We start from the raw sequence: 23,511 nt of genomic DNA on the forward strand, positions 1-23,511 counted from the left end.
CCATCCCGTCACTCGATAGCCTTGGCCTCATGCAAAAGCGCCTGGATCACTTGTTCCTGAGCCTCATAGTCACCTTCGCCAAAGTGGCTATAGCGCACCTTCCCCTTGGCATCGATCAGGTAATGGGCCGGCCAGAACTGGTTATCGAAACTGCGCCAGATTGCATAGTTGTTATCCAGGGCTACCGGGTAGGTGATGCCCAGCTTGCGCACTTGGTCCCTGACGTTGCCGCTGACCTGTTCATAGGCATATTCCGGAGTGTGTACACCAACGACCACCAAGCCATCAGGTTCGTAGCGTTTCGCCCACTCTTTTACGTAAGGCAGCGCGCGCCGGCAGTTGATGCAGTCGTAAGTCCAGAAATCCACCAGCACGACTTTGCCCTTGAGCGCCTGCAGATCGAGCGGTGGGGAGTTGAGCCATTCGGCCGCCCCCGCCAGCGATGGCATGGCGCCCGGTGGGTCAGCGGGAGTTTCACGGCTGGCCATCACGCTGGAAATCAGCGCAAGCGTCAGCAGCAGGCCGGCGAGCAGAAAGGTGATAGGTCGCATGATCATTACCTGTAGGGTATTCAGAGCCTCCATTGGAACGCCCTGGAGTATCGCGCCTGTGTCGAACCCCCACTGCCGATACACAGCGATACAAAATCAGCAAAGGGCGACCTGGATCAATAAACCCCGGCCCCGGATCCCTTACCTTCGCGACCTTTTGCGACTTGAGCCCATGCCCCCTGTGATCGCCCCCGAACTGCTCGCCCCCGCCGGCACCCTGAAAAACATGCGTTATGCCTTCGCCTACGGTGCCGATGCGGTCTACGCCGGCCAGCCGCGCTACAGCCTGCGGGTGCGCAACAACGAGTTCGACCACGCCAACCTGGCGCTGGGCATTCAGGAAGCCCATGTGCTGGGCAAACGCTTTTACGTCGTGGTCAACATCGCACCGCACAACGCCAAGCTGAAAACCTTCCTCAAAGACCTCGCACCAGTGATCGCCATGGGCCCGGATGCGCTGATCATGTCCGACCCAGGCTTGATCATGCTGGTGCGCCGCCACTTCCCGTCGATGCCGATTCATCTGTCGGTGCAGGCCAATACGGTGAACTGGGCCAGCGTCGAATTCTGGCAACAACAAGGCATCTGCCGCGTGATTCTGTCGCGGGAGTTGTCTCTGGAAGAGATCGGCGAGATCCGCCAGCAAGTGCCGGCCATGGAGCTGGAGGTGTTTGTGCACGGCGCCTTGTGCATGGCCTATTCCGGGCGCTGCCTGCTCTCGGGCTACATGAACAAGCGCGATGCCAACCAGGGCACCTGCACCAACGCCTGCCGCTGGAAGTACCAGGCCACCCCGGCGATGGAAAACGCCACGGGCGAGATCGTCCAGCAGTATCAGCCGGAGCCGACCCTGGGGATTGGCGCGCCGACCGACCAGGTCTTCCTGCTGCAAGAGGCCAACCGCCCCGATGAGCAGATGCCCGCCTTCGAGGACGAGCACGGCACGTACATCATGAACGCCAAGGACCTGCGCGCCGTGCAGCATGTGGAGCGCCTGACGCAGATGGGCGTGCACTCGCTGAAGATCGAAGGCCGCACCAAGTCCCACTTCTACTGCGCACGCACCACCCAGGTGTATCGCCAGGCCATCGATGATGCGGTGGCCGGGCGCGCCTTCGACCGCAACCTGATGACCGACCTCGAATCCCTGGCCCAGCGCGGTTACACCGAAGGCTTCCTGCGCCGCCATGTGCATGACGAATACCAGAACTACCAGAACGGCAGTTCAGTGTCCGAACGCCAGCAGTTTGTCGGCGAACTGACCGGCGAGCGCCGTAGCGGCTGGGCCGAGGTCAAGGTCAAGAACCGCTTTGCCGTGGGCGATCACCTGGAGTTGATGACCCCCGCCGGCAACTTCCACTTTGACCTGAACACTTTGCACAATGCCAAAGGCGAAGCCCTTGAGGTGGCGCCGGGGGACGGACACACGGTGTATGTGCCACTGCCGGCCGACATGGACGTGCACTTTGGCTTGTTGATGCGCGATCTCTAGATCCTGAACTGCCCCACCAATTGCCCCAGGCGTTGCCCCAGGTCCGCCAGACTGCGCGAGGTCTGGGCGCCCTGCTGGGTTTCATCGGCCACAGTGTCCACCGCCACGGCAATCTGATGCACGCTGCGGTTGATCTCCTCGGCCACGGCGGTCTGCTCCTCGGCGGCGCTGGCGATCTGGGCGTTCATCGAATTGATGGTGCCGATCAGTTGCGCCATGGTGTCCAGTGAGGCTCCGGCTTCGTTGGCCTGGGCCGAGGTGCCGTCACCCGCGTCGCTGGACCGGCGCATGGCGTCCACGGCGGCAACGGTGCCTTTTTGCAGGCGGTCGATCATGCCCTGGATTTCCTGAGTGCTGGTTTGGGTGCGACTGGCCAGGGCACGCACTTCGTCGGCCACCACCGCAAACCCTCGCCCGGCCTCCCCGGCCCGCGCGGCTTCGATCGCCGCGTTGAGGGCCAGCAGGTTGGTTTGTTCGGCAATCGAGCGGATCACACTCAGCACACTCACAATCGACGACACATCCTGCTGCAGGCTGTCGAGGGACACGCCACTGCTGCGGATATCGTTCACCAGCGCGTGGATCTGCGCGATGCTGCCGTCGACCACACGCTTGGCCGCGTGCCCTTCGGCATCGGTCTGTTGCGCAGCGACGGCAGCCCCCTGAGCACTGCGCGCAACTTCCTGGGCCGCAGAGGACATCTGGTTGATGGCAGTGGCGACCTGATCGGTCTCATGGCGTTGGCGCTCCATGGCCTGTTCGGAGCGCTGCGCTTGATCGGACACCTGGCTGACCAGGCCGGTCAGTTGGCTGGTCATCTCGGTGATCTGGCGCACCAGGCTGTGAATCTTGTCGACAAAACGATTGAACGCGACGGCAAGATCGCCCAACTCATCCTGGCTGGTGATCGCCAGGCGGCGGGTCAAATCGCCTTCGCCGGCGGCGATGTCGTCCAGGTTGGCTTTCATCAGGCCCAGCGGACGCAGGATGGTATTGGCGACTATCATGCCCACGGCGGCAATCACCAGCAGCACCACCACGGCCACACCGAGGATGCTCAGCAGCACGCCCTCCATGCGTTTCTCGACCTTGGCCTCGACCACTGCCACTTGGGCTTCGATGCCATCGAGGTTGACCGAGGTACCAATCACCATGTCCCACTTCGGCAAGTACTCGGTATAGCCGAGCTTAGGCACCAACTCGGTCTGGCCGGGCTGGGTCGAGCTGTATTGCAGGTAGTGGGTGCCGTCCTTGCCGACCTTGACCAGGTCGCGGTTGACGTAGACGCCGTTGGGGTCGCGGTTGTCCTTGAAGCTCTTGCCTACGCCATCGGGGCTGTTGCCCTTGAACAGGCGGATGGTCTCGGAGTCGTAGCCGAAGAAGTAGCCATCCTTGCCGTAGCTGGTACTGGACAGCAGCTTGACCACCTCGGCCCGCGCCGCCGTGTCGCCGGTGGCGGCCGCGTCGTAGAGCGGCTTGATGGTGGTCATGGCCACTTCCACGTAACTGCGCAGCGTCGTCTTGGCGTCGTTGAGCAGGCGCTGGCGGGTTTCGTCCACCTCGTTGCGCGCCTGCCCCTGCAGGATCCACACCGTGGTCAGGCTGATGACCACGGCAAACAGCAATACCGGCACGACGGCCAGGGCCAGGACTTTGGCCTTCAAACTCAGACGCATGGCTTTTCTCTCTTATTCGTGGCGACTTGAGAAGTTAACGGCCAATTGTCCGATTTCTGTAGGACAACCCTGTCAGAGGGTCATCGCGGCAATCCAGCCAAACGCCAACAACGGAATATTGTAGTGCAGGAACGTGGGCACCACGGTGTCCCAGATATGGTGATGCTGGCCGTCAATGTTCAGGCCGGAGGTCGGGCCGAGGGTGGAGTCCGACGCCGGCGACCCGGCATCACCCAAGGCCCCCGCCGTACCGACGATGCACACGATAGCCAACGGGCTGAAGCCCAGTTGCACGCACAGCGGCACGAAAATCGCGGCGAGGATCGGCACCGTGGAGAACGACGAACCGATCCCCATGGTCACCAGCAGGCCCACCAGCAACATCAGCAACGCGCCCACACCCCGGCTATGGCCGATGAACGCCGCCGACGCTTCCACCAGCGAGCGCACGTCGCCGGTGGCCTTGAGCACTTCGGCAAAACCCGACGAAGCGATCATGATGAAGCCAATCATCGCCATCATCTTCATGCCTTCGGTGAACAGGTCGTCGGTCTCGCGCCAGCGCACGATGCCGGACACCGAGAAGATCAGGAACCCGGCCAGGGCGCCGATGATCATCGAGTCCAGCCACAATTGGATGATGAATGCCGCAGCGATCGCCAGCCCGGCCACCAGCAGGGTCAACGGGTTGTATTGCACCGCCACTTGCTCGACCCGCTCGATTTTCTCCAGGTCATACACACGCTTTTTGCGGTAGCTGATGAACACCGCCACCAACAGGCCGACTACCATGCCCAGCGCCGGCAAGCCCATGGCGTGGGTAACGTTGACCTGACTGATGTCTACGCCGCTCTTGGCGACGTTGGCCAGCAGGATCTGGTTGAGGAAGATGTTGCCGAAGCCTACCGGCAGGAACATGTAGGGCGTGATCAGGCCGAAAGTCATCACGCAGGCGATCAGGCGGCGGTCCAGTTGCAATTTGGTCAGCACGTACAACAGCGGCGGGACCAACAGCGGGATAAAGGCAATATGAATGGGCAGGATATTCTGCGAGGCAATCGCGACGCTCCACAGCAGGCCGATCAACAACCATTTGACGTGATTGCCGCCCGTCGCTTCCTGGCGATCCACCAGCAGCAACGCTTTGTCCGCCAGGGCGTGGGCCAGACCGGATTTGGCAATCGCCACAGCGAAAGCGCCGAGCAAAGCGTAAGACAAAGCCACGGTTGCACCGCCGCCCAAACCACCGTTAAACGCTTTGAGCGTGGCTTCGATACCCAGGCCACCGGTCAAGCCGCCCACCAGCGCACCGACAATAATGGCGATGACCACATGCACGCGGGACAGGCTGAGCACCAGCATGGTGCCGACCGCGGCGATTACTGCGTTAATCATGGTTACCTCAAGACAGAAAACAGAAGAACAGGCATACGTCGCCCAGGCGGCCATGGAACAGGGTGGCCGGCGTGCAGGCTGAGGAGGTCTTATTAGAGGGCGGGCACTTTGCAGCAGGTGGGCGGGCATGTCAAAAAACCCGGGCAAGTCCTAATGCCAGTCAGTTAAAAGAACCTGCCGCGACCAAACGCTGTGTTCTACATCCACCATTTAACTGACTGGCATTACGGCAAGCCCGGGCCCCGCAAATAAAGAAATCAGACGTGCCGCCGATAACGGGTCTCTATGTGTTTTCAGGTAAGGATGTCCCGATGTCGCTCAGACAGCTCTCCATTCAATGGAAAATCACCCTGCTCGCCGGCCTTTGCCTGCTGGGGATCGTGACCCTTCTGGTGGGTTTGTCGCTGTATCGCATGGCGCAGAGTTCCGAGCAGGTCAAAGCGTCCAGCATGCAGATGCTTGATGCAGCCGCCCAGACGCGCATCGAAGCGCAGGGTGAAGGGCAGGCATTGGGCATTCGCCAGCAGTTCATGGACGCCTACCAGTACGGCCATGGCTTTTCCCGCCAAGTGCTGTTTCTGCGCGAACAGGCTGAAAAGCGCTTTCTCGATGCCTTCGACACCCGCGAAGACCTGACTCGCCAGGTCAAGGCCGCGTTGCAGGCCAACCCGGACCTGCTCGGTTTGTCCCTGGTGTTCGAAGCGAATGCGCTGGACGGCAAGGACGAGCTGTTCGCCAATCAGAAAGAACTGGGCAGTAACGAAAAAGGCCGCTTTGCCCTGTACTGGTCGCAACCCACGCCGGGCAAACTGACCTCGATGTCACTGCCCGAAAGCGACATGGCCGATACCAGCGTCGGCCCCAGCGGCGAAAAAGCCAACGCCTGGTTCACCTGCCCACGCACAACCCTCAAACCCTGCGTGATCGAACCGTATTTTTATGTGATCGACGGGCAGAACGTGCTGATGACCAGTATCGTGTTCCCGTTGATCGTCAACGGCAAAGTCATCGCCTCGCTGTCGGTGGACATCAACCTCAACAGCTTGCAGGCCGTCAGCCAACAGGCGAGCCAGAAGCTGTATGACGGCCAGACCCAGGTCAGCATCCTCAGCCCGACCGGCTTGCTTGCCGGTTACAGCCCGGACGCGAGCAAACTCAGCCAGCGCCTGGACCAGGTCGACACTGCCAGCGGCGCGCAGTTGATCAGCGCCCTCGCCGGCAGCACGCAAACCCGCAGCCTGCGCACCGGCCAGCAACTCAAGGTATTGGCGCCGTTTACACCGATCCCGGGGGGCAAGCCTTGGGGCGTGTTGCTCGACGTACCGGAGAAAGTCCTGGTCGCGCCTGCCGAAGCCCTGAAAGCGCAACTGGATGCCGACAATGCCAAGGGCACCCTGCTGGAACTGAGCCTGGGCCTGTTGGCTGCGGTGGTGGGCCTGGCGCTGGTGTGGCTGATGGCGCGCAGCGTGACCCGTCCGATTCTCGGTGTGGCGCACATGCTCGAAGACATCGCCAGTGGCGAAGGCGACCTGACCCGCCGCCTGGCCTACGACAAAAAAGATGAGCTGGGCCAACTGGCCGGCTGGTTCAACCGCTTCCTCGACAAGCTGCAGCCGATCATTGCCGAAGTGAAACGCTCAGTGCAGGACGCCCGTGGCACCGCCGACCAATCCGCCGCGATCGCCACTGAAACCAGCGCCGGTATGGAACAGCAATACCGCCAGGTGGATCAGGTCGCCACCGCCTCCCATGAAATGAGCGCCACCGCCCAGGATGTCGCCCGCAGCGCGGCCCAAGCCGCCCAGGCCGCACGCGATGCCGACCAGGCTACGCGTGAAGGCTTGACGGTGATCGACCGTACCACCAGCAACATCGGTGCGCTGGCCGCCGACATGAGCACCGCCATGGCCCAAGTCGAGGGCCTGGCAGCCAACAGCGAACAAATCGGTTCGGTGCTGGAAGTGATCCGTGGCATCGCCGAGCAGACCAACCTGCTGGCACTCAACGCCGCCATCGAAGCGGCCCGGGCCGGTGAAGCTGGGCGTGGATTTGCCGTGGTTGCCGACGAGGTGCGTAACCTGGCGCGACGTACCCAGGAGTCGGTGGAGGAAACCCGCCTAGTGATCGAGCAATTGCAAAGCGGCACCACCGAGGTGGTCGGCGCCATGGGCAACAGCCATCGCCAGGCTCAGGGCAGTGTCGAACAGGTCGGCCAAGCGGTGACGGCCTTGCGCCAGATTGGTGACGCAGTCACCGTAATCAGCGACATGAACCTGCAAATCGCCAGCGCTGCCGAGGAACAAAGCGCGGTGGCTGAAGAGATCAATAGTAATGTGGCGACGATTCGGGATGTGACCGAGTCGTTGTCGGAGCAGGCCAATGAGTCGGCGCGGGTCAGCCAGGCGTTGAACAGCCTGGCGAATCAACAGCAGGGGCTGATGGATCAATTCAGGGTCTGAACACCGCAGAAGATTCAATATGGAGGGCGCTGCGTCAGCTCTGGCGTTTGGGGAGTTCGACCAGCACCTTCAGGCCTCCCAGCCGGCTCTCCTGCAACTGCAAGACCCCGCCCCACACCTCGACGATATCGCGCACGATCCCCAACCCAAGGCCATGGCCGTCGATCTGCTCATCCAGGCGCGTGCCGCGGCTGAGCACCTTGTCGCGGTCGGTCTCGGGAATACCGGGGCCGTCGTCTTCCACGGCCAACCGATAGGTCTGCGTCGTTTCGCCGATGCTCAGGCAGACTTCGGCGTCTGCCCATTTACAGGCGTTGTCCAACAGGTTGCCGAGCAGTTCCAGCAGATCTTCGCGGTCCCAGGGTAATTGCAGCCCGGGCGACACCTGATAGCTCAAGTCCAGATGTTCACCGTGGATCATGTTGAGCGTGGCCAACAGGCTGGGCAGTTCTTTTTCACAGTCAAACAATGCGCCGGGCAGGGTTTCACCGGCCAGGCGTGCGCGGTTGAGTTCACGATTGAGGCGTTGCTGCACTTGCTCAAGCTGCTCACGCAACAACTTGCTCAGGTGCGGATGGTCCTTGAGCGGCTCGCTGGACGCTGCGCTCAATAACACGGCCAGCGGGGTCTTCAAGGCATGACCGAGGTTGCCCAGGGCGTTGCGTGAACGCTTGAGGCTGTCTTCAGTGTGGGCCAGCAGGTGGTTGATCTGCGCCACCAGCGGCTCCAGCTCCAGCGGCACCTGGGTATCGAGCTGCGAGCGTTGGCCTTGTTGTAACTGGGCGATCTGTTCGCGGGCGGTCTCCAACGGGCGCAACGCACGACGTACGGTCACCCGTTGCAGGATCAACACCAGCAACAACGCCGCCAACCCCAGCACCAGGCCGATCTGCCGCATCAGGCGAAAGCTTTCCCGCACAGGTGTGTAGTCCTGGGCCACGCTGATGGAAATCGACTGCCCAAAACGTTTGTAGTCCGAACGCAATACCAGCAGTTGCTGGCCCTCCGGCCCCAATTGCAGGTTACCTTTGAGACCGGTCTGCGGCAGGCGCGGCAGCTCCTGGTCCCACAGCGAGCGGGAACGCCAGTGAACATCGGCAAAATCAATCCGAAAGTAATGCCCGGAAAACGGTCGCTGATAAGCCGGTGACAAACGGTGCTCATCGAGTTGCACGCCATCGGCCCCCCGCACCAGCGCAACCAGCAGGTTCTCGCTATCGTTGCGCAGCCCCGCCTCCAGGTAGCGTTGCAACCCGGCTTCGAATAACCACAGGCTGGTCTGCGCCAGCACCACGCCGACGACCACCATCACACTGACCAGGCCCAGGCTCAGGCGCCGCTGAATGGACTTCATGCAGGGCTGGCGCCAAACCGGTAACCCTGGCCGCGCCGGGTTTCGATCACACTGCGGCCCAACTTGCGGCGCAGATGGTTGACGTGGACTTCCAGCACATTGGAATCGCGCTCGCTCTCGCCGTCGTATAAATGTTCAGCCAAGTGGCTTTTCGACAGGATCTGCTGGGGGTGCAGCATGAAGTAGCGCAGCAGGCGAAACTCGGCGGCGGTCAGCTGGATCTCGTCACCATCGCGCAGCACACACTGGCGCCCCTCATCCAGGTGCAGACCCGCGGCCTGCAAAGTCGGCTGGTTGGCCTGGCCGTGGGAACGGCGCAACAGTGACTGGATGCGCAGGAACAACTCTTCAGGATGAAAGGGTTTGGCGAGGTAATCATCCGCGCCGGCCTTGAGCCCTTCGATGCGCTCGGCCCAGGAATCGCGAGCGGTCAGAATCAGCACCGGCGTGACCAATGACGCCGCACGCCATTGCGCCAGGACTTCAAGCCCGGGCAGGCCGGGTAAGCCAAGATCCAGAATGATCAGGTCATAGGGCTCGCTGCTGCCCTGATAGGCTGCATCACGGCCATCGGCCAGCCAGTCGACGGCGTAGCCCTGGCGTTGCAGGCCGGCCAGCAGCTCATCGGCGAGGGGAACGTTGTCTTCCACCAGAAGCAGGCGCATCAGTCGTCTTCCTTATCTTTGAGCAGCGCGCCGGTGCTCGCGTCGAGCTCGATTTCGCGCACGACTCCCTCCACCGTCAACAACTCGATTTCGTAGATATAGGGCACCGGGCGGTCCTTGTGCTCCTCAAGCTCGGCATCGAGCAACTTGGCACCGGGGTAGCGTTCCAGCGCCGGGCCCAGCAGGTGCTCCAGAGGGGCGATGACGCCCTTCTGACGCAGACGCAAGGCTTCGTCCGGGCCGAGGTCGTGGGCCGTCAGGTGGGAGCTGGTCAATAGCAACACCAATGCCATTGGACCGCCCCCCCGTAGATTTACCTTCATTGCGTATCCTGTTGTTCCTTGAGGTCACCACGTTAACCGTCGCAACTTAACTGAAACTGAATTGCCACCATGGCAATTTTCATCGATCAGCGGCCCCATCGCCAGGCCAGATTTCCTATACTGCCCGCTCGCTTCAAAAGAGACCGGTATGACAGCCATCCACATCAAGTTTCCCGCCTTGACCCTCAAGGCCGGCCAGCGCGCCTTGGCGCGTATTCGCGAACAGGGCCTGAAGCCCGCCGATGTCGGCATCCTACCCGGTGCGGCCGGTGGCCCCAAGGCCTTGGGGATTCAAGGCCTGGACCTGGCGCTGTTCGGCGACTGGCTGCCTCGCGCCCCCCGTGAGCGCGCGCTGATCGGCGCCTCCATCGGTTCCTGGCGATTTGCCAGTGCCTGCCTGCCCGACCCGGTACAAGGCCTGCTCGACCTCGGTCGCCTGTACAACGAACAGAGCTTCGCTAAAGGCGTGACCATGGCCGAGGTCACCCAAAGCTGCCGGCGCATGCTCGATGACTTGCTGGCCGGCCGTGATGCACAGGTGCTGGCCACTCCTCACTATCGCCTGAACATCATGGTGGTCAAGAGCCATGGCCTGCTCGCCGATGACCATCGCGGGCGCCTGGGCCTGGGCCTGACTTCGGTGATTGCCGATAACTTGCGCGGTCGTGCACGGTTGTCGCGGCATTTTGAACGGTTGATCATTCACGACCCACGCCAGGCGCCACCGTTGCATCCGTTGACGGATTTCCCATCGCGTTTCCTGCAACTGGAGCTGGGCAACCTGCGCCAGGCCTTGCTGGCCTCAGGCTCCATTCCCATGGTGATGCAAGGCATACGCGACCTGCCCGGCGCCGGCCACGGCACCTACCGCGACGGCGGCTTGCTGGACTACCACCTCGACCTGCCCTACCACGGCGACGACATCGTGCTGTATCCGCACTTTACCGACCGGGTCATCCCTGGCTGGTTTGACAAGGGCCTGCCGTGGCGGCGCAGCAATCAGCAGGGTTTGCAGGATGTGTTGCTGCTGGCACCGTCCAAGGACTACCTGGCCCGCCTGCCCCACGGCAAGCTGCCGGACCGCAGCGACTTCAAGCGCTTCATGGGCGATGACCCGAGCCGCAACAAGTACTGGCAAACGGCAATGAGCGAAAGCCGGCGGTTGGGCGATGAGTTCCTGGAACTGGTCGATAAGGGCGGCCTGGGCGAACGCTTGCAGGCGCTTTGACCGAGCGGTATGCGCGGCGAGGGATCAAACTGTTAAACTCGCCGCCTGCCAGATACCTGACCGAGCTGAAAACACTGTGGAAATCTTCAAGGAATTTACTTTCGAATCCGCCCACCGCCTGCCCCACGTACCGGAAGGCCATAAATGCGGGCGCCTGCATGGGCATTCGTTCAAGGTGGCCATCCACCTGAGCGGCGACCTCGACCCTCATACCGGCTGGATTCGCGACTTTTCGGAGATCAAGGCGATTTTCAAGCCGCTCTACGAACGTCTCGACCATAACTACCTCAATGACATTCCCGGCCTGGAAAACCCCACCAGTGAAGTACTGGCCAAGTGGATCTGGAACGAGTTGAAACCGCTGTTGCCGGAACTAAGCGCGATCCGCATCCACGAGACGTGCACCAGCGGCTGCATCTATCGCGGCGAATAGACCGGCGATGTAAAGAAACCACCCTTGCGGTGGTTTTTTTATACCCCGCGTAGCACCCTTCAACCGGCAAAGCCCTTTGCAGAACAAAGGAGACCCCATGGAAAACACTTGGCTGGCCCAGGCCAAACGCTTGCAAGCGTTGGCGTCCACCGGGCTCCATTTTTGCACCGACGACTTCGAGCGTGAGCGCCTGGAGGAAATCGCCGAGATTGCCCACAGCATGCTCGCGCAATTGGGCAGTGTGCCGCTGGAACGCATCACTGGGCTGGTGCCGGACTTTGCGAAGCGCTACTCCACGCCGATGATCGATGTGCGGGGTGCGGTGATCGAGGGCGAACGGATTCTGCTGGTGAAAGAGCTGACCGATGGCTGCTGGGCGCTGCCCGGGGGTTATGCCGATATCGGCTTGTCGGCGGCCGAGAATATCGTCAAGGAAATTCGCGAAGAGGCCGGTCTGAGCGTCACCGCACGGGCCCTGTACAGCGTCACCCACAAGGCCAAGGGCTTGTATCGACCGGACGTGCGGGACTTCTACAAGCTGTATTTCCTTTGCGAACGGGTGGATCAGCTCGCGCCCGCGGCGGGGTTCGAAACCACGGACGTGGGCTTTTTCAGCCTGGATGACCTGCCGCCCCTGTCCCGTGGGCGCACCATCGAAAGTGATCTTGAGGCGGCTTTTGCGTTTCATCGTGGCGAGACCACACACACGCTGTTCGACTGATCCAATTTGTATCATCGCTGCACTGCTTTCGTGCCCGACAAGGCACCGCACGCCCCTCCCAGTGTTCTGCTGCTATTTGACGACACAGACCGTTTGCGGTCGTTCGCCGGTCACCACTACTGATTTGGCACGCACGGTGCAACAGACCTGCGTCATTCATTCAGGGAGCAAGGCACATGACGCAGCAAGAACCGGGCAACGATTACCCCCTCAGCGAAGTCCCCTTGCATGCGCGCAAGGGCCTGGCTTCCACCGCCATGGTGCTGCTGGGCTTTACCTTTTTTACTGCAACCATGTTCGCCGGCGGCAAGCTGGGCGTGGCGTTCAGCTTTATCGACATGCTCGGCGTCGTGGCATTGGGTAACTTGCTGTTGGGCATTTACGCTGCGGGGCTGGGTTACATCGCCTTCAAGAGTGGCCTGAATTCGGTACTGATGGGGCGCTTCTGCTTCGGCGAAGTGGGCAGCAAACTCAGCGACCTGATCCTCGGTTTTACCCAGATCGGCTGGTACGCCTGGGGGACAGCCACCGCCGCCGTGGTGCTGGGTAAATATCTCGAGTTGAGCCAAGGCAGCGTATTGGCCTTGATGGTGTTGTTCGGCCTGGTATTTTGTGCCACCGCCTATGTGGGTTATCGCGGGTTGGAGATTCTGTCCTACATCGCGGTGCCGGCCATGGGCATTCTATTGTTTCTATCCATGTGGGTCGCAACCGTGAAAGTGGGTGGCTTGAATGGCCTGTTGGCGGTGGTGCCGACCGCACAACTGGACCTGTCCACGGCCGTCACCCTGGTGTTCGGCACCTTTGTCAGCGGCGCAACCCAGGCCACCAACTGGACCCGGTTCTCGCGTTCGGCCAAGGTTGCGGTGCTGGCCAGCCTGATCGGATTCTTTATCGGGAATGGCTTGATGGTATTGATCGGCGCTTACGGCGCCATCGTTTATCAACAGCCCGATGTGGTGGAAGTGTTGCTGCTGCAAGGTTTCGCCATGGCCGCGATGGCAATGTTGCTGCTCAACATCTGGAGCACCCAGGACAACACCATCTACAACTTTGCCGTGGCCGGTTGCAACTTGCTGCGCACCCGGCGTCGCAAGAGCGTCACCCTTGCAGGCGCGGTGATCGGCACCCTGCTGGCGTTGCTCGGCATGTACGACATGCTGGTGCCTTACCTGATCCTGCTGGGCACGGTGATACCGCCGATTGGCGGGGTGATCATGGCGGACTTCTTTTACCGTTATCGCGGGCAATACCCGCGCCTGGCCGAGGTACAGCTGCCGGCTTTCAACTGGCCGGGCTTGATCGCCTATGCCGTCGGTACCGTGCTGGCATTCAACTCCCCCTGGGTCGCGCCACTGGTAGGCATCGTCGCGGCATCGCTGACTTACATCGCGCTCACTGCCGCACTGCGCGCACGAGTCCCCTTGGCTGACGCTCCGGCATGAATCCGGCCGGGAATGCTAACCTTGGAGCCGCCCAGCGCTGTCTGCCTGATTGTTTTTAGCCAAGAGGAACTTGCCCATGCATGTCATCAATGCCCGCCTGCGCAACCGTGAAGGCCTGCACGATCTGCACCTGGAACACGGCCGGATCGCCAGCATCACCGCGCAAACGGCGGCGCCCATTTTATCGCCCGGCGACTTGGATGCCGCCGGTAACCTGGTGACCCCCCCATTCGTCGAACCGCACATTCATCTGGACGCAACCCTTACCGCCGGTGAGCCGCGCTGGAACATGAGCGGTACCTTGTTCGAAGGTATCGAGTGCTGGGGCGAACGCAAAGCCACCATCACTCATGAAGACACCAAGGCCCGCGCCACAAAAACCATCGAGGCCCTCGCGGCCCATGGCATTCAGCATGTGCGCACGCACGTCGATGTCACCGACCCCGACCTCACCGCGTTGAAAGCCATGCTGGAGGTGCGCGAAGCAACCACGCACCTGATTGATCTGCAGATCGTCGCGTTTCCCCAGGAAGGCATCGAGTCGTTCCGCAATGGCCGGGCCTTGATGGAGGAAGCCATTCGCCTGGGCGCCGATGTCATCGGTGGCATCCCCCACTTTGAATACACTCGCGACCAAGGCGTCAGTTCGGTGAAGTTCCTCATGGACCTGGCCGAACGCACCGGTTGCCTGGTGGACGTACACTGCGACGAAACCGACGACCCGCATTCACGCTTCCTCGAAGTACTCGCCGAAGAAGCCCGCAGCCGCGACATGGGCGCCCGCGTCACCGCCAGCCACACCACGGCCATGGGCTCCTACGACAACGCTTACTGCGCCAAACTGTTTCGCCTGCTGGGACACTCCGGTATCAGCTTTGTGTCGTGCCCGACCGAAAGTATCCACCTGCAGGGCCGCTTCGACAGTTTTCCGAAACGGCGCGGCGTCACGCGCGTCAACGAATTGCTCGAAGCTGGTATGAACGTCTGTTTTGGCCAGGACTCCATCGTCGACCCCTGGTACCCATTGGGTAATGGCAACATCCTGCGTGTACTCGAAGCCGGTTTGCACATCTGCCATATGCTCGGTTACCGCAACCTGCAATCGGCCCTCGACCTGGTGACCGACAACAGCGCCAAGGCCATGGCCCTCGGGGACCGCTACGGGCTGGAGCCCGGTCGACCAGCGAATCTGTTGATCCTCTCGGCCAACAGTGACTATGAGGTGATCCGCAGTCAGGGCCTGCCGTTGTACTCGATCCGCAACGGTAAAGTGCTGATGAAGCGGCAACCGGCACAGGTGGAGTTTGCGCACACGCCAGGCTAGACGATCGAGTCGATGTCCAGTATTTGCGCCCTCACCCGATCATTGAGCGTCGGTGGCGGAATACTGGCGAGCTGGGCCACTTCCTGGTTTTCCCGATGGGTGAACCAGCGCTTGAGGCTGGGTTGCAGGTTAGCGCCATACGCCTGGCTGCCGTAGACATCACGCGCCTCAAGGCGGCGCCAGCGCAGGGTTGCCAGGCGCTCGCGGCTGGTATGCAAACGGTCGATCTCGGCATTCAAGGCATCGTTGCGTTCATAGTCGCGATCATTGGCGGGGCGCCGTCGGGCAAGCTCGCGTCGCTTGGCGCGCAGTTGCTCACGCATGTCTTCGAAGGCGCGATCCAACAGCTCGAACTCCCTCTGCGTAACCAGAGGGCCCTGGCTATCCAGTGTCTGCTGCCAGCGCCGCAAGGTGGCCCATGCCGCCGGGATGTAGCTGGCGGTCATGAAGTGCTGATGCGCCTGGAACAGCTGCTTGAGCAGGTTGTCGCGCTGCGGCATGTCGCCATGCAATTGCAACGCACGATTGCAGCCTGCTTCCTGGAGCGACTCACAACCTGGCTTCCATAGCACCGAGGAATGCCTGCCGCCTGGGAGTTCGATCGGCATGAAGTGTTGCTGTTCGCCGTGATGCCGGTAAGGGTTGCCCCCCACCCGCACCAGCCCAGCAGCGAAGAGCAGGCCCCCATGGGCAGGCGCGCTGAACAAGGTTATGGCGCCCGGAATCCAGAGTTTGGCGGTGGTATTCATCCAGATGGCCGGAACACTGGGAACGGGGTCGTTGTGGTTGACGATACGGTGGTGGACCAAGGCTGAAGCGCCGTCGACGAACTCGCTGTCGGCCGCTCGGGGGGCGCCGTAGGTGTAGAGGAGGATGTTGTAGCTGGGATTAGGTACACGACGCAGCCCCTCGGCCAACAACAAGGCAATCGCGCCGCCCAGGCTGTGTCCGCAAATGACTATTCGTTGGCCTTCATAAAACTGGCTGAGGTAGCGCAGCACGAAGTTTCGCATGGCCCGGTAAGCCTCATAAAAACCCAGATGCACCTTGCCGCCCCCTTCGGCGAAGGCCACCTGATGGGCGTTCGCGTCGCGCAGGGCATCGGCGGCGCTGACGGTACCGCGCACAGAGATCAGGACGACTTCATCGTGATGGCAGATAAACGCCTGAGTGTCGGTACCAAATTTTTCATCGTCGAAAAAGTGCAGGTTCGAGGGATGCTCCTGCTCCTCTTCGCGAGCCGGATGATTTTGCGGATACAACTCGGGATCGAAGGGCAGGATCTCGAAACGCCGGGAGTAAGGAACATCTTCATATACGGGAAAAAAGCGTTGCGTTTGCTCGAGATCCACTCGCCAGGCTTCGTGGTACCCCGATAACGTTTCGGCAAACAGATTGCCAACGGTAGGGTTGAACGGGAACGTCACTTTGTCGATAGGTTTCTTCGGCGGTTGCTGACCAAAATCGCAGTAGCTCAAGGCGGACATCAGCGCCAATTGGTACAAGTTCAAGGCACAGAAATGATCTGCGGTGGAAAGCATCGGCCGTAGCGCACGTAAGGGCCGTACTTCCAACACACTGAACTGATTGGGAAACAAGACCACTCCCGAGGACAGAGGCGGGCCGAATCCAAGGTCGTTCACCATTTTCAACGCATGCCGATGAGGGCTGAACATCGCAGGAGCGATCGACGGCAAGTGCGCGACATGGTTGACCAGATCGCTGACTTCAACATGATAAAACCGGTCTGCCCGCTGCATGGCGGGATTCCCCTGAATACGCTGCCCCTTTGCATCAGAAAACCGTGTTTGTTCGGCGCGGACTTGAATCTCGGTAATCGGCAGCTTGTACGTCAGGCGCGCACTCAATCGGTAATACGGCTCTTGTGCCCCGGCATACGGGTCATCGAACTTGAGAACGACAGGACCGCGGTAAACCCCCTGTATATTTGCGAACCCCTCTCCATTCAATTTACCGTTGTACTCGCACCCCATACTGTCGTGAACCGTATAGGCAAGACCGCCGTACGCCGTCCCACTCCCCGTTTCATCCACCAGGCAAAAGCTCACCCAGTGCCCTTTCATTGCACATGCCGGCATCTTGCCGCTGAAAAACGCCTGCTTCCATGCATCCTGTTTCATCAATTCGCTCCTTGTTGATTGCATGTCGGGTAGACGTCACAGATACGCCCATCCGGCATCTTTACAGGCTTGAACTCCGAGTCATTGCCGGTGCAGTACGCGGCCATATCCTCAAAGCTTTTACCTCGGCAGCGCTTCCACCCGCCCGGTACAGCTATCCATCTGTGATCAAAAGCAGGTAACTCTTCATCAAGAACCTTCAATACCATTCTTAACTTTTTCCCTCGCAACTGGTCTCGTTGGGCAACGCCGCCAGCCTGCATCTTTTGCGGCTGACCGGCTGCATCCAACGAATGGCATTGCAGAATCTTGATGATCGCGTGCATAGGTCCTATCGTGCGGAAATACCAACGGCATTGCCCTTTCAACTCCTGAACACCGTCCTCGGGCATTCCAGGTAGATCACCCGCCAAACGGTCTCGAATACCAATCCCGGCAAGATCCCCTCCCACATCCCAATCCTGCTTTCCCCATTTTGCATAAACATCAAATTGCACGCTGCTTATTACCGAAGGACACCCCTCAATGGTTTCGCTGAGTGGCAATTCATAGCTCACCCGATTGGCCACGGGATTGAACTCGGTAAAAAACACCTTGCGCTCGGGCCTTTTGCCTCGGCGCATCGGCAGGGAACAGGCTGCGCCGGTGGCGGGACGATAATTGGCAGCCGTCTTGAGTTCAAAATCCGCCGGCAGATCCACCTCCAGCGTAAAGCTGTCCGCGCTTTTCCCCGCGCACCCCGATAACGCCACCACCCCCAGCACAATCACCACGTTTTTCATCCAGCTAGACATGCTCCGCCCCTTCCCTTCGCCACTGCTCCACCAACCGTTCGTAATGTTCCGCCGGGGCCTCGCCTTGCATCGGCTGCCACCGGATCACACTGCTTCGTGTGGCCTCCTCCAGCCGTCGCACCACCAGGAATTCCAGCTGTTGCGGGCCGCACCATTGCCAGGCATGGGCCTGCTCCAACACTTGGCTCAGCCAGATCCTCGGGTCTTGAAACTCCACCAGCGTCACCAGGTCCTCACTGTGCTCCGCCAGCAGGTAGCGCAGGATATTGGCGTGCAGAATGGCCGCAGCCTGGGGGTTGGGGACCTGCGACCAGGGTGTGGGATCCGGTACCGGGTATTCACCCGGTGCCGGGTTGTCGCAGCAGCGCCATCGGTCGTCATGCCAGTAGCACACGCTGGCCAGTGGCCCCAGGTACACCGGCCACTGTTCGGCAGGCAGGTAGGCCAAGGCGCGCGCCAGGGTGCGGTTGTCTTGAAACCGGTAGAGGGCCTGGCGCCCCGGTGCGCCGCCCAGCATCCGCTCGCACCAATGCCGGGTCACGTCGGTCAGATCGTCGTTGAGCAAGCTGCCCAGCCACCCGCAGTTCGTTTCGGGCTGTTGCAGCAAGCGGGTCAAGGCCGGTTCTCCCACCTGCTCCAGCAACAGGATCACCGGGCCGGTATGCGCCAATTCCGCTAACACTGTCTGGCTATAGAGGGTGCAATATCGCGAGGTGTCGCGAGCCGCCGACAGTGCCTGACATGCTTCTGCGTCCCCATCGATAATCAAGCACAAATGGCGTCCCGCCTGTTGCTGTCGGGCCATCCATGGATAAGGCATGCCTTGCATCACGCTGCCCTCCCGCCGAGATCGCACAGGCCTTCACCACAGCGCTCGCAGACGGGGCAATAGTCCGCGCCCAGTTGCCGGGCCATGTCCATGAGGGCCTTGAACGGCAGACAGGCTCGGCCGATCATCCGAAGGTAAAGTGCCGGCCACCGCCGCCCCTGCGACAGTGATGGGCCGGCTGCTGAAAATGCCGCCCGCTTGAATCACGAGGTGTTCACCCCCGGCCTTGAAACTCAACTGCGTCCCCCCGTCGATCACCAGGCTGGCACCCGCCGTCAGGTGAACCTGTTGCCCGGCTCCGATCACCAGGGTCTGACCGACCTGCATGTAACTGTCGCCTTGTACCTCCAGGCGGCTGTCATGCCCCACTTGCTGCTCCAGGTCACGCTGGGCGCGCAGATAGACAAGTTCTGCACCCTGGCGGTCTTCGAGGTGCAATTCATTGCTGCCCGTGCCTCCCAGGGTGCTGCGGCTGCGCAATACGCTGCGTGTCTTGTGCTGCGGCAAGGGGTAGGACGGCAGGAGCGAGGCATTGGGCAGGCAACCATTGATCAACGGCCGGTCCGGGTCGCCCTCCAAAAAGCTCACCAGCACCTCCATACCGACTCTGGGAATCATCGTTGTGCCGAACCCGTCACCGGCCCAACCGGACGCCACGCGCACCCAGCAGCTGCTTGTGTCATCCGTCGGGTCCCGACGGTCCCAATGAAAACGTACCTTCACTCGGCCGTAGGCATCGCAATGCACATCCTCCCCGGCCGGCCCGGTGACAGTGGCCGTCTGACTGCCATTGATGGTTGGCTTGGGGTGTTTCAGCGGTGGCCTGTGCACCGCACGCCAAGGTGTCGCGGTGAAACGGTTGCGATAACCCTGGAAGGTATTCGCCTCACCCGCCGCCTCCTCCAGCACCTGTGGCTGGTAGCCTTCATGACGCGCTGAGGTGATCAACCACAGGTCGTTACAGGCGGGATCGGGATGTTCCTGCAGTTCGAGAAAATGGCCGCTGCGCAGCAGCGGTTGGTCGCTCGTGCCCGAGGCCCGACAGCGATCGGCCAGATGACGCTCAAGACCGCGACAGGCCAACTGCCTGCCGCGTACAGGACCGGAAAAACCCCCAGGGTAGTTGTAGTCTTCAAGAGGAGACGGTGTCGCAGAGCCGGCCACACCTTGCAACAGCAAGGACGGATGTTCGAAATCGTGATCACGGCACACCGTTTTTCGGCTGCGGGTTTCCAGGCGCACATCGAAACGCTGGATACCCGCCGCTTCCGCCAGCGGATCGCTGGCCGAGTGATATCGCTGCACGGGCAAGCGCTGGAACACCGTCTGGTCATCACCAAACACCAGCAGATGATTGTTCGCGCTGTGGCGGAAGTGGTAGTGAATCCCCTCCTCTTCGCACAACCGCTGGATGAAGTGCAGGTCGGTCTCCGCGTACTGCACACAAAAAACGCGCGGCGGATAAACCACGGGGCCCAGTTCGAACACGTACGCATCGGCCAGGATGCCGTGTTGCTCAAGCACGGCCGCGATGATCTGCGGCACGCTGCGCTGCTGGAAAACCCGCTGATCACGGCGGTGGGCGAGACCCGCCAGGCGCGGCGCCAGCGTCAGGTGATAACGGGTGAGCCGGACACCCGGGTCGCCACGCCCTACCGCGTAGACTTGACCGTGCAGACCTTGATCCACTTCCCCCAGATGCAGGTACGCCGGTTGGTGGAGCAGTGCTTCCAGATCCACACAGGGGTTTTCGCTGACCAACTGCATATGAATGAAATACGGTTGGTCAATAAACTCGCAGCCGTTGAAGGCAAGCACCTGAAAGTCGGAAGTCACTTCCGGAATAATCAATTTGAAACGTGACGAAACAAACGCGTCAACCATCCGTTGTTACCCGTCGCTGATAAACCCACTCGCTGATTTAAAGCTCTCCCCGGAAAGTACTGATTGCCAGCCGAGAAAAAGCGCCTGAACGCCTTGAAGCTTAGCGATTTCAGGGAAAATTCGGCTGTTCAGAAATAAAAAAGAAGTTTCGTACGACAGAGATGGAAATGACTTTTACAAAATAATTAATACACTCAATAAGCACGTCTTCTAAAACAAGAAAATTCTTACATCTGAACTTACCAATACAACTAATCAATTACGAAACAGCAGACAACACTCCAAGCTATCCACTGTTACTCCCTGCTTACCGCTGCCGGTGTGCGGCGCCGAACAGACTGACGCTCACCAGTGTTTGCGCCTCTGCGTGCAAACGGACAGGCGCTGTGCCACCCGGCATCACCACGGCCACTTCAGCGGCGTCAATCCAACCTGCGCGCCACGCTGCGCAGGCCACCGCGCTGGCGCTGGTCCCCGAAGACGCCGTTGGCCCCTCGCCCCGCTCGAACACCCGTGCGATTACCCGGTTGCCCGAGGCTCGCGCAGCCCATTGCAGGTTGACGCCAGCCACACAGGGTTGGCCCTTGCCGACGGGCGGCGCGAAGGCTATTGCTTGCAAGCGCTCAAACAGTACGGGTTGGAGCATCGCGGGGTTTTCCGGCAAAGCCGAGACCTGCTCGACCAAGGTCACGCAATGGGGGTTGCCCACTCGCACAAACTGGCTGCATGCCCATTGCGGGTCGATGGTGGCCAAGGCCGCTACGCGACTGAACTCACGGTGCCGCACCGAGACGGCTTGAATGTCGTTGGCGCCGACCGCCGCAGGTCCGAACGCAGGCTGCCCCAGGGCCAGCCAAAAGCCCTCGACCTGTTCGTAGATCGCCGGCTCGACAGCAGTGGTCACGGGGGACGCGGCAGCCGGCTGATCGTGATGCACCCGCAGTTCACACGCTTGAGCCATCAGGCCCTGGTCGGTCAGCGCCTGGGCAAAAATGGTCAGCCCATTGCCACTGCGCTCCGCGAGTGTGCCGTCAGTGTTGACGATCAACAGGTCAAACGGTGGCGCAGCCTGAAACGGTCCGACCAGCAAACCATCGCAGCGATGCGCTTTGGCACCCGCCGGACGCGGCGTCGTCCCCCAGCCACATTCAGATGCGATGGCCGACGCGGCCCATGCCAGCCGGGTGTTCGCCGCCAACTCGGCGCTGCCTGGCACGTCGATGCCCTGGCTGCGCAAGTCAGCCGGGCTGACCACCCCATAGATATTGCCGCGTGCGTCGTAGAACTGGGTCATGAGGCGAGCTGCCTGGAAGTTTTCATCGGTTCGTCCATACGGTTACCTACTGATTGGGCGGCAGCGTATTACAGAACACCCCAGGTGTGGGAAGTGGCCTGGAAGGTGGTAACCCGCTGCAAGAAACCTGGGGTTCATCAGTCCTCACAGGGATTACACACCTTCCAGACCACCTCCTACACACTGGATAGCCTGTATGTGGTCGCCGTCGTCCAAGGCGTTCCATCGTTGTAAAAATATCCCATGGGCTAATGCGAACGAGCCCGGCTCGCTCGACCGGGCTTGATGTGCAAGGATGTGTCGCCGGACATCGTTCATTGAACGCAAAACCAAGGATTTCTTCATGACTGCCATCCCCACCCCAGCGCCCGTGGTTCCCGGGCGGCTGGAGCAAATGTCGACCCGTATCGCTTTTTTCATTGCCGGCTTCGGCATCGCCGCCTGGGCGCCACTGGTGCCGTACGCCAAGGAACGTGCGCAACTCAATGAAGGCACGCTTGGCCTGCTGTTGTTGTGCCTGGGGGTGGGTTCGATTCTCGCCATGCCGGTGGCGGGCGTACTGGCGTCACGCTTTGGCTGCCGTCGGGTGCTCAGCGCCGGCACGCTCATGATCTGCCTGGCCCTGCCGATACTGGCCACGGTCAGTTCGATTCCGCTGCTGATGGCCGGGCTGTTTCTGTTTGGCGCAGGCTTGGGCACCGTGGACTCAACCGTCAACCTTCAAGCGGTCATCGTAGAGCGCGCCAGCGGCAAAACCATGATGTCGGGCTTTCATGGCTTGTTCAGCCTGGGCGGTATTGTTGGCGCAGCGGGGGTTTCCGGCCTGCTGGGGTTGGGCTTGTCGCCGCTGCAGGCGACCCTGGTGGTGATCGTCATCATGGGGCTGGCCTTGCTCAAGGCCGGGCCGCATTTGCTGCCCTATGGCAGTGAAAGCTCGGGGCCGGCGTTTGCCGTTCCCCACGGGGTGGTGCTGTTTATTGGCAGTTTGTGTTTTATCGTTTTTCTCGCCGAAGGCGCCGTACTCGACTGGAGCGCCGTGTTTCTCAGTGCCGAGCGCGGCCTGGACGAAGCCTACGCGGGCCTTGGCTATGCGGCATTTGCCCTGACGATGACGGCCGGGCGCCTGACCGGTGACGCGATCGTACGTCGTCTGGGGCCCACCCGGGTGATCGTGATCGGCGGCTCGCTGGCTGCCGCCGGCGTGTTCCTCGCAACACTGTCCCCGGCGTGGGAAATGGCCCTGTTGGGTTATGCACTGGTGGGCGCCGGCTGCTCGAATATCGTCCCGGTGCTCTATACCGCCGTCGGCAAGCAGAACGTCATGCCCGAACACATTGCCGTGCCCGCGATTACCACGCTGGGTTACGCGGGGATTTTGGCAGGGCCCGCCGTGATCGGCTTCATTGCCCATGGCAGCAGCCTGGCGACCGCCTTTCTGTTGATCGGTGGGTTGCTGGCGGCGGTGGCGGTCAGCGGCAAAATACTGCGGGTTTAACGCGAAAA

At 61.1% G+C, this 23,511-nt stretch carries 17 protein-coding genes and 3 pseudogenes; 8 read left to right on the forward strand and 12 right to left on the reverse strand.

Translation table 11 applies throughout. The features are described 5' to 3' along the window. Positions 1–8: 8 nt before the first annotated feature. Positions 9–455, reverse strand: a pseudogene (locus MJP36_RS20560) (thioredoxin family protein); the annotation flags it as partial. Positions 456–723: 268 nt separating this feature from the next. Between MJP36_RS20560 and trhP the strand changes: the two are divergent. Further along, positions 724–2,043 carry a prephenate-dependent tRNA uridine(34) hydroxylase TrhP gene (gene trhP, locus MJP36_RS20565; protein ID WP_244383911.1) on the forward strand — a complete coding sequence of 440 codons (1,320 nt, stop codon included), beginning with the start codon at positions 724–726 and terminating at the stop codon, positions 2,041–2,043. Here the strand turns inward: trhP and MJP36_RS28205 are convergent. The 3 genes and pseudogenes from MJP36_RS28205 to MJP36_RS20575 all read right to left on the reverse strand — a co-directional run bounded on the left by MJP36_RS28205 (position 2,040) and on the right by MJP36_RS20575 (position 5,111). Then, on the reverse strand, positions 2,040–2,861 hold the full coding sequence (locus MJP36_RS28205; RefSeq protein WP_372241728.1) for a methyl-accepting chemotaxis protein: 822 nt from the start codon (positions 2,859–2,861) through the stop codon (positions 2,040–2,042). The genes trhP and MJP36_RS28205 overlap by 4 nt on opposite strands. Positions 2,862–2,945: 84 nt before the next feature. Then, positions 2,946–3,719: pseudogene (locus MJP36_RS28210) on the reverse strand (cache domain-containing protein); the annotation flags it as partial. Between the two features lie 72 nt (positions 3,720–3,791). Further along, complete coding sequence (locus MJP36_RS20575) at positions 3,792–5,111, reverse strand: Na+/H+ antiporter family protein (protein WP_162492698.1); 1,320 nt, start codon at positions 5,109–5,111, stop codon at positions 3,792–3,794. A 314-nt stretch (positions 5,112–5,425) separates the two neighbouring features. Between MJP36_RS20575 and MJP36_RS20580 the strand changes: the two genes are divergently transcribed. Continuing rightward, the gene (locus MJP36_RS20580) at positions 5,426–7,573 is read left to right on the forward strand and encodes a methyl-accepting chemotaxis protein (RefSeq protein ID WP_244383913.1); all 2,148 of its coding nucleotides are present in this window, start codon (positions 5,426–5,428) and stop codon (positions 7,571–7,573) included. A 34-nt stretch (positions 7,574–7,607) separates the two neighbouring features. Here the strand turns inward: MJP36_RS20580 and MJP36_RS20585 are convergent, their stop codons facing one another. Genes MJP36_RS20585 through MJP36_RS20595 form a run of 3 tightly spaced genes read right to left on the reverse strand, consistent with a single transcriptional unit; the run spans position 7,608 to position 9,915 of the window. Then, positions 7,608–8,927, reverse strand: a complete 1,320-nt coding sequence (locus MJP36_RS20585) for a sensor histidine kinase (RefSeq protein WP_161550180.1) — start codon at positions 8,925–8,927, stop codon at positions 7,608–7,610. Next, entirely contained in the window at positions 8,924–9,592 is a 669-nt protein-coding gene (locus MJP36_RS20590) for a response regulator transcription factor (protein WP_060752419.1), read from the reverse strand. The genes MJP36_RS20585 and MJP36_RS20590 overlap by 4 nt, the downstream gene beginning before the upstream one ends. After that, positions 9,592–9,915, reverse strand: coding sequence for a PepSY domain-containing protein (locus tag MJP36_RS20595; protein ID WP_060752418.1), 324 nt, complete (start codon positions 9,913–9,915; stop codon positions 9,592–9,594). Before MJP36_RS20595 ends, MJP36_RS20590 begins: the two co-directional genes overlap by 1 nt. A 148-nt stretch (positions 9,916–10,063) precedes the next feature. Here MJP36_RS20595 and MJP36_RS20600 point away from each other — a divergent pair, with 148 nt between their 5' ends. The 5 genes from MJP36_RS20600 to codA all read left to right on the forward strand — a co-directional run bounded on the left by MJP36_RS20600 (position 10,064) and on the right by codA (position 15,066). Further along, entirely contained in the window at positions 10,064–11,143 is a 1,080-nt protein-coding gene (locus MJP36_RS20600; RefSeq protein WP_198763209.1) for a patatin-like phospholipase domain-containing protein, read from the forward strand. A 76-nt stretch (positions 11,144–11,219) separates the two neighbouring features. Further along, positions 11,220–11,576 carry a 6-carboxytetrahydropterin synthase QueD gene (gene queD / locus MJP36_RS20605; protein WP_003190259.1) on the forward strand — a complete coding sequence of 119 codons (357 nt, stop codon included), beginning with the start codon at positions 11,220–11,222 and terminating at the stop codon, positions 11,574–11,576. Between the two features lie 97 nt (positions 11,577–11,673). Next, positions 11,674–12,297, forward strand: a complete 624-nt coding sequence (locus tag MJP36_RS20610; protein WP_060752416.1) for an NUDIX hydrolase — start codon at positions 11,674–11,676, stop codon at positions 12,295–12,297. A 176-nt stretch (positions 12,298–12,473) separates the two neighbouring features. Beyond that, a complete protein-coding gene (codB, locus tag MJP36_RS20615; RefSeq protein WP_244383914.1) occupies positions 12,474–13,742 on the forward strand; it encodes a cytosine permease in 1,269 nt (422 codons plus the stop codon). 76 nt (positions 13,743–13,818) lie between these two features. Next, positions 13,819–15,066, forward strand: a complete 1,248-nt coding sequence (codA, locus tag MJP36_RS20620) for a cytosine deaminase (RefSeq protein WP_244383915.1) — start codon at positions 13,819–13,821, stop codon at positions 15,064–15,066. Here the strand turns inward: codA and MJP36_RS20625 are convergent. From MJP36_RS20625 to MJP36_RS20645, 5 genes and pseudogenes are all read right to left on the reverse strand, one after another. Further along, a complete protein-coding gene (locus MJP36_RS20625; protein WP_244383916.1) occupies positions 15,063–17,207 on the reverse strand; it encodes a lipase family protein in 2,145 nt (714 codons plus the stop codon). The genes codA and MJP36_RS20625 overlap by 4 nt on opposite strands. Further along, positions 17,207–18,001, reverse strand: coding sequence for a hypothetical protein (locus MJP36_RS20630; protein ID WP_244383917.1), 795 nt, complete (start codon positions 17,999–18,001; stop codon positions 17,207–17,209). The genes MJP36_RS20625 and MJP36_RS20630 overlap by 1 nt, the downstream gene beginning before the upstream one ends. Beyond that, positions 17,994–18,830, reverse strand: a complete 837-nt coding sequence (locus MJP36_RS20635; protein WP_244383918.1) for a DUF4123 domain-containing protein — start codon at positions 18,828–18,830, stop codon at positions 17,994–17,996. Before MJP36_RS20635 ends, MJP36_RS20630 begins: the two co-directional genes overlap by 8 nt. Next, positions 18,830–20,714 (reverse strand): annotated as a pseudogene (gene tssI / locus MJP36_RS20640) (type VI secretion system tip protein TssI/VgrG). The gene MJP36_RS20635 and the pseudogene tssI overlap by 1 nt, the downstream one beginning before the upstream one ends. A 307-nt stretch (positions 20,715–21,021) precedes the next feature. After that, a complete protein-coding gene (locus MJP36_RS20645) occupies positions 21,022–22,008 on the reverse strand; it encodes a diaminopimelate epimerase (protein ID WP_244383919.1) in 987 nt (328 codons plus the stop codon). Between the two features lie 343 nt (positions 22,009–22,351). Between MJP36_RS20645 and MJP36_RS20650 the strand changes: the two genes are divergently transcribed. After that, on the forward strand, positions 22,352–23,503 hold the full coding sequence (locus MJP36_RS20650) for an MFS transporter (RefSeq protein WP_244383920.1): 1,152 nt from the start codon (positions 22,352–22,354) through the stop codon (positions 23,501–23,503). Positions 23,504–23,511: the final 8 nt, after the last annotated feature.

Origin of the sequence: Pseudomonas palleroniana (assembly GCF_022836895.1) — a bacterium.
GTDB lineage: Bacteria > Pseudomonadota > Gammaproteobacteria > Pseudomonadales > Pseudomonadaceae > Aquipseudomonas > Aquipseudomonas palleroniana.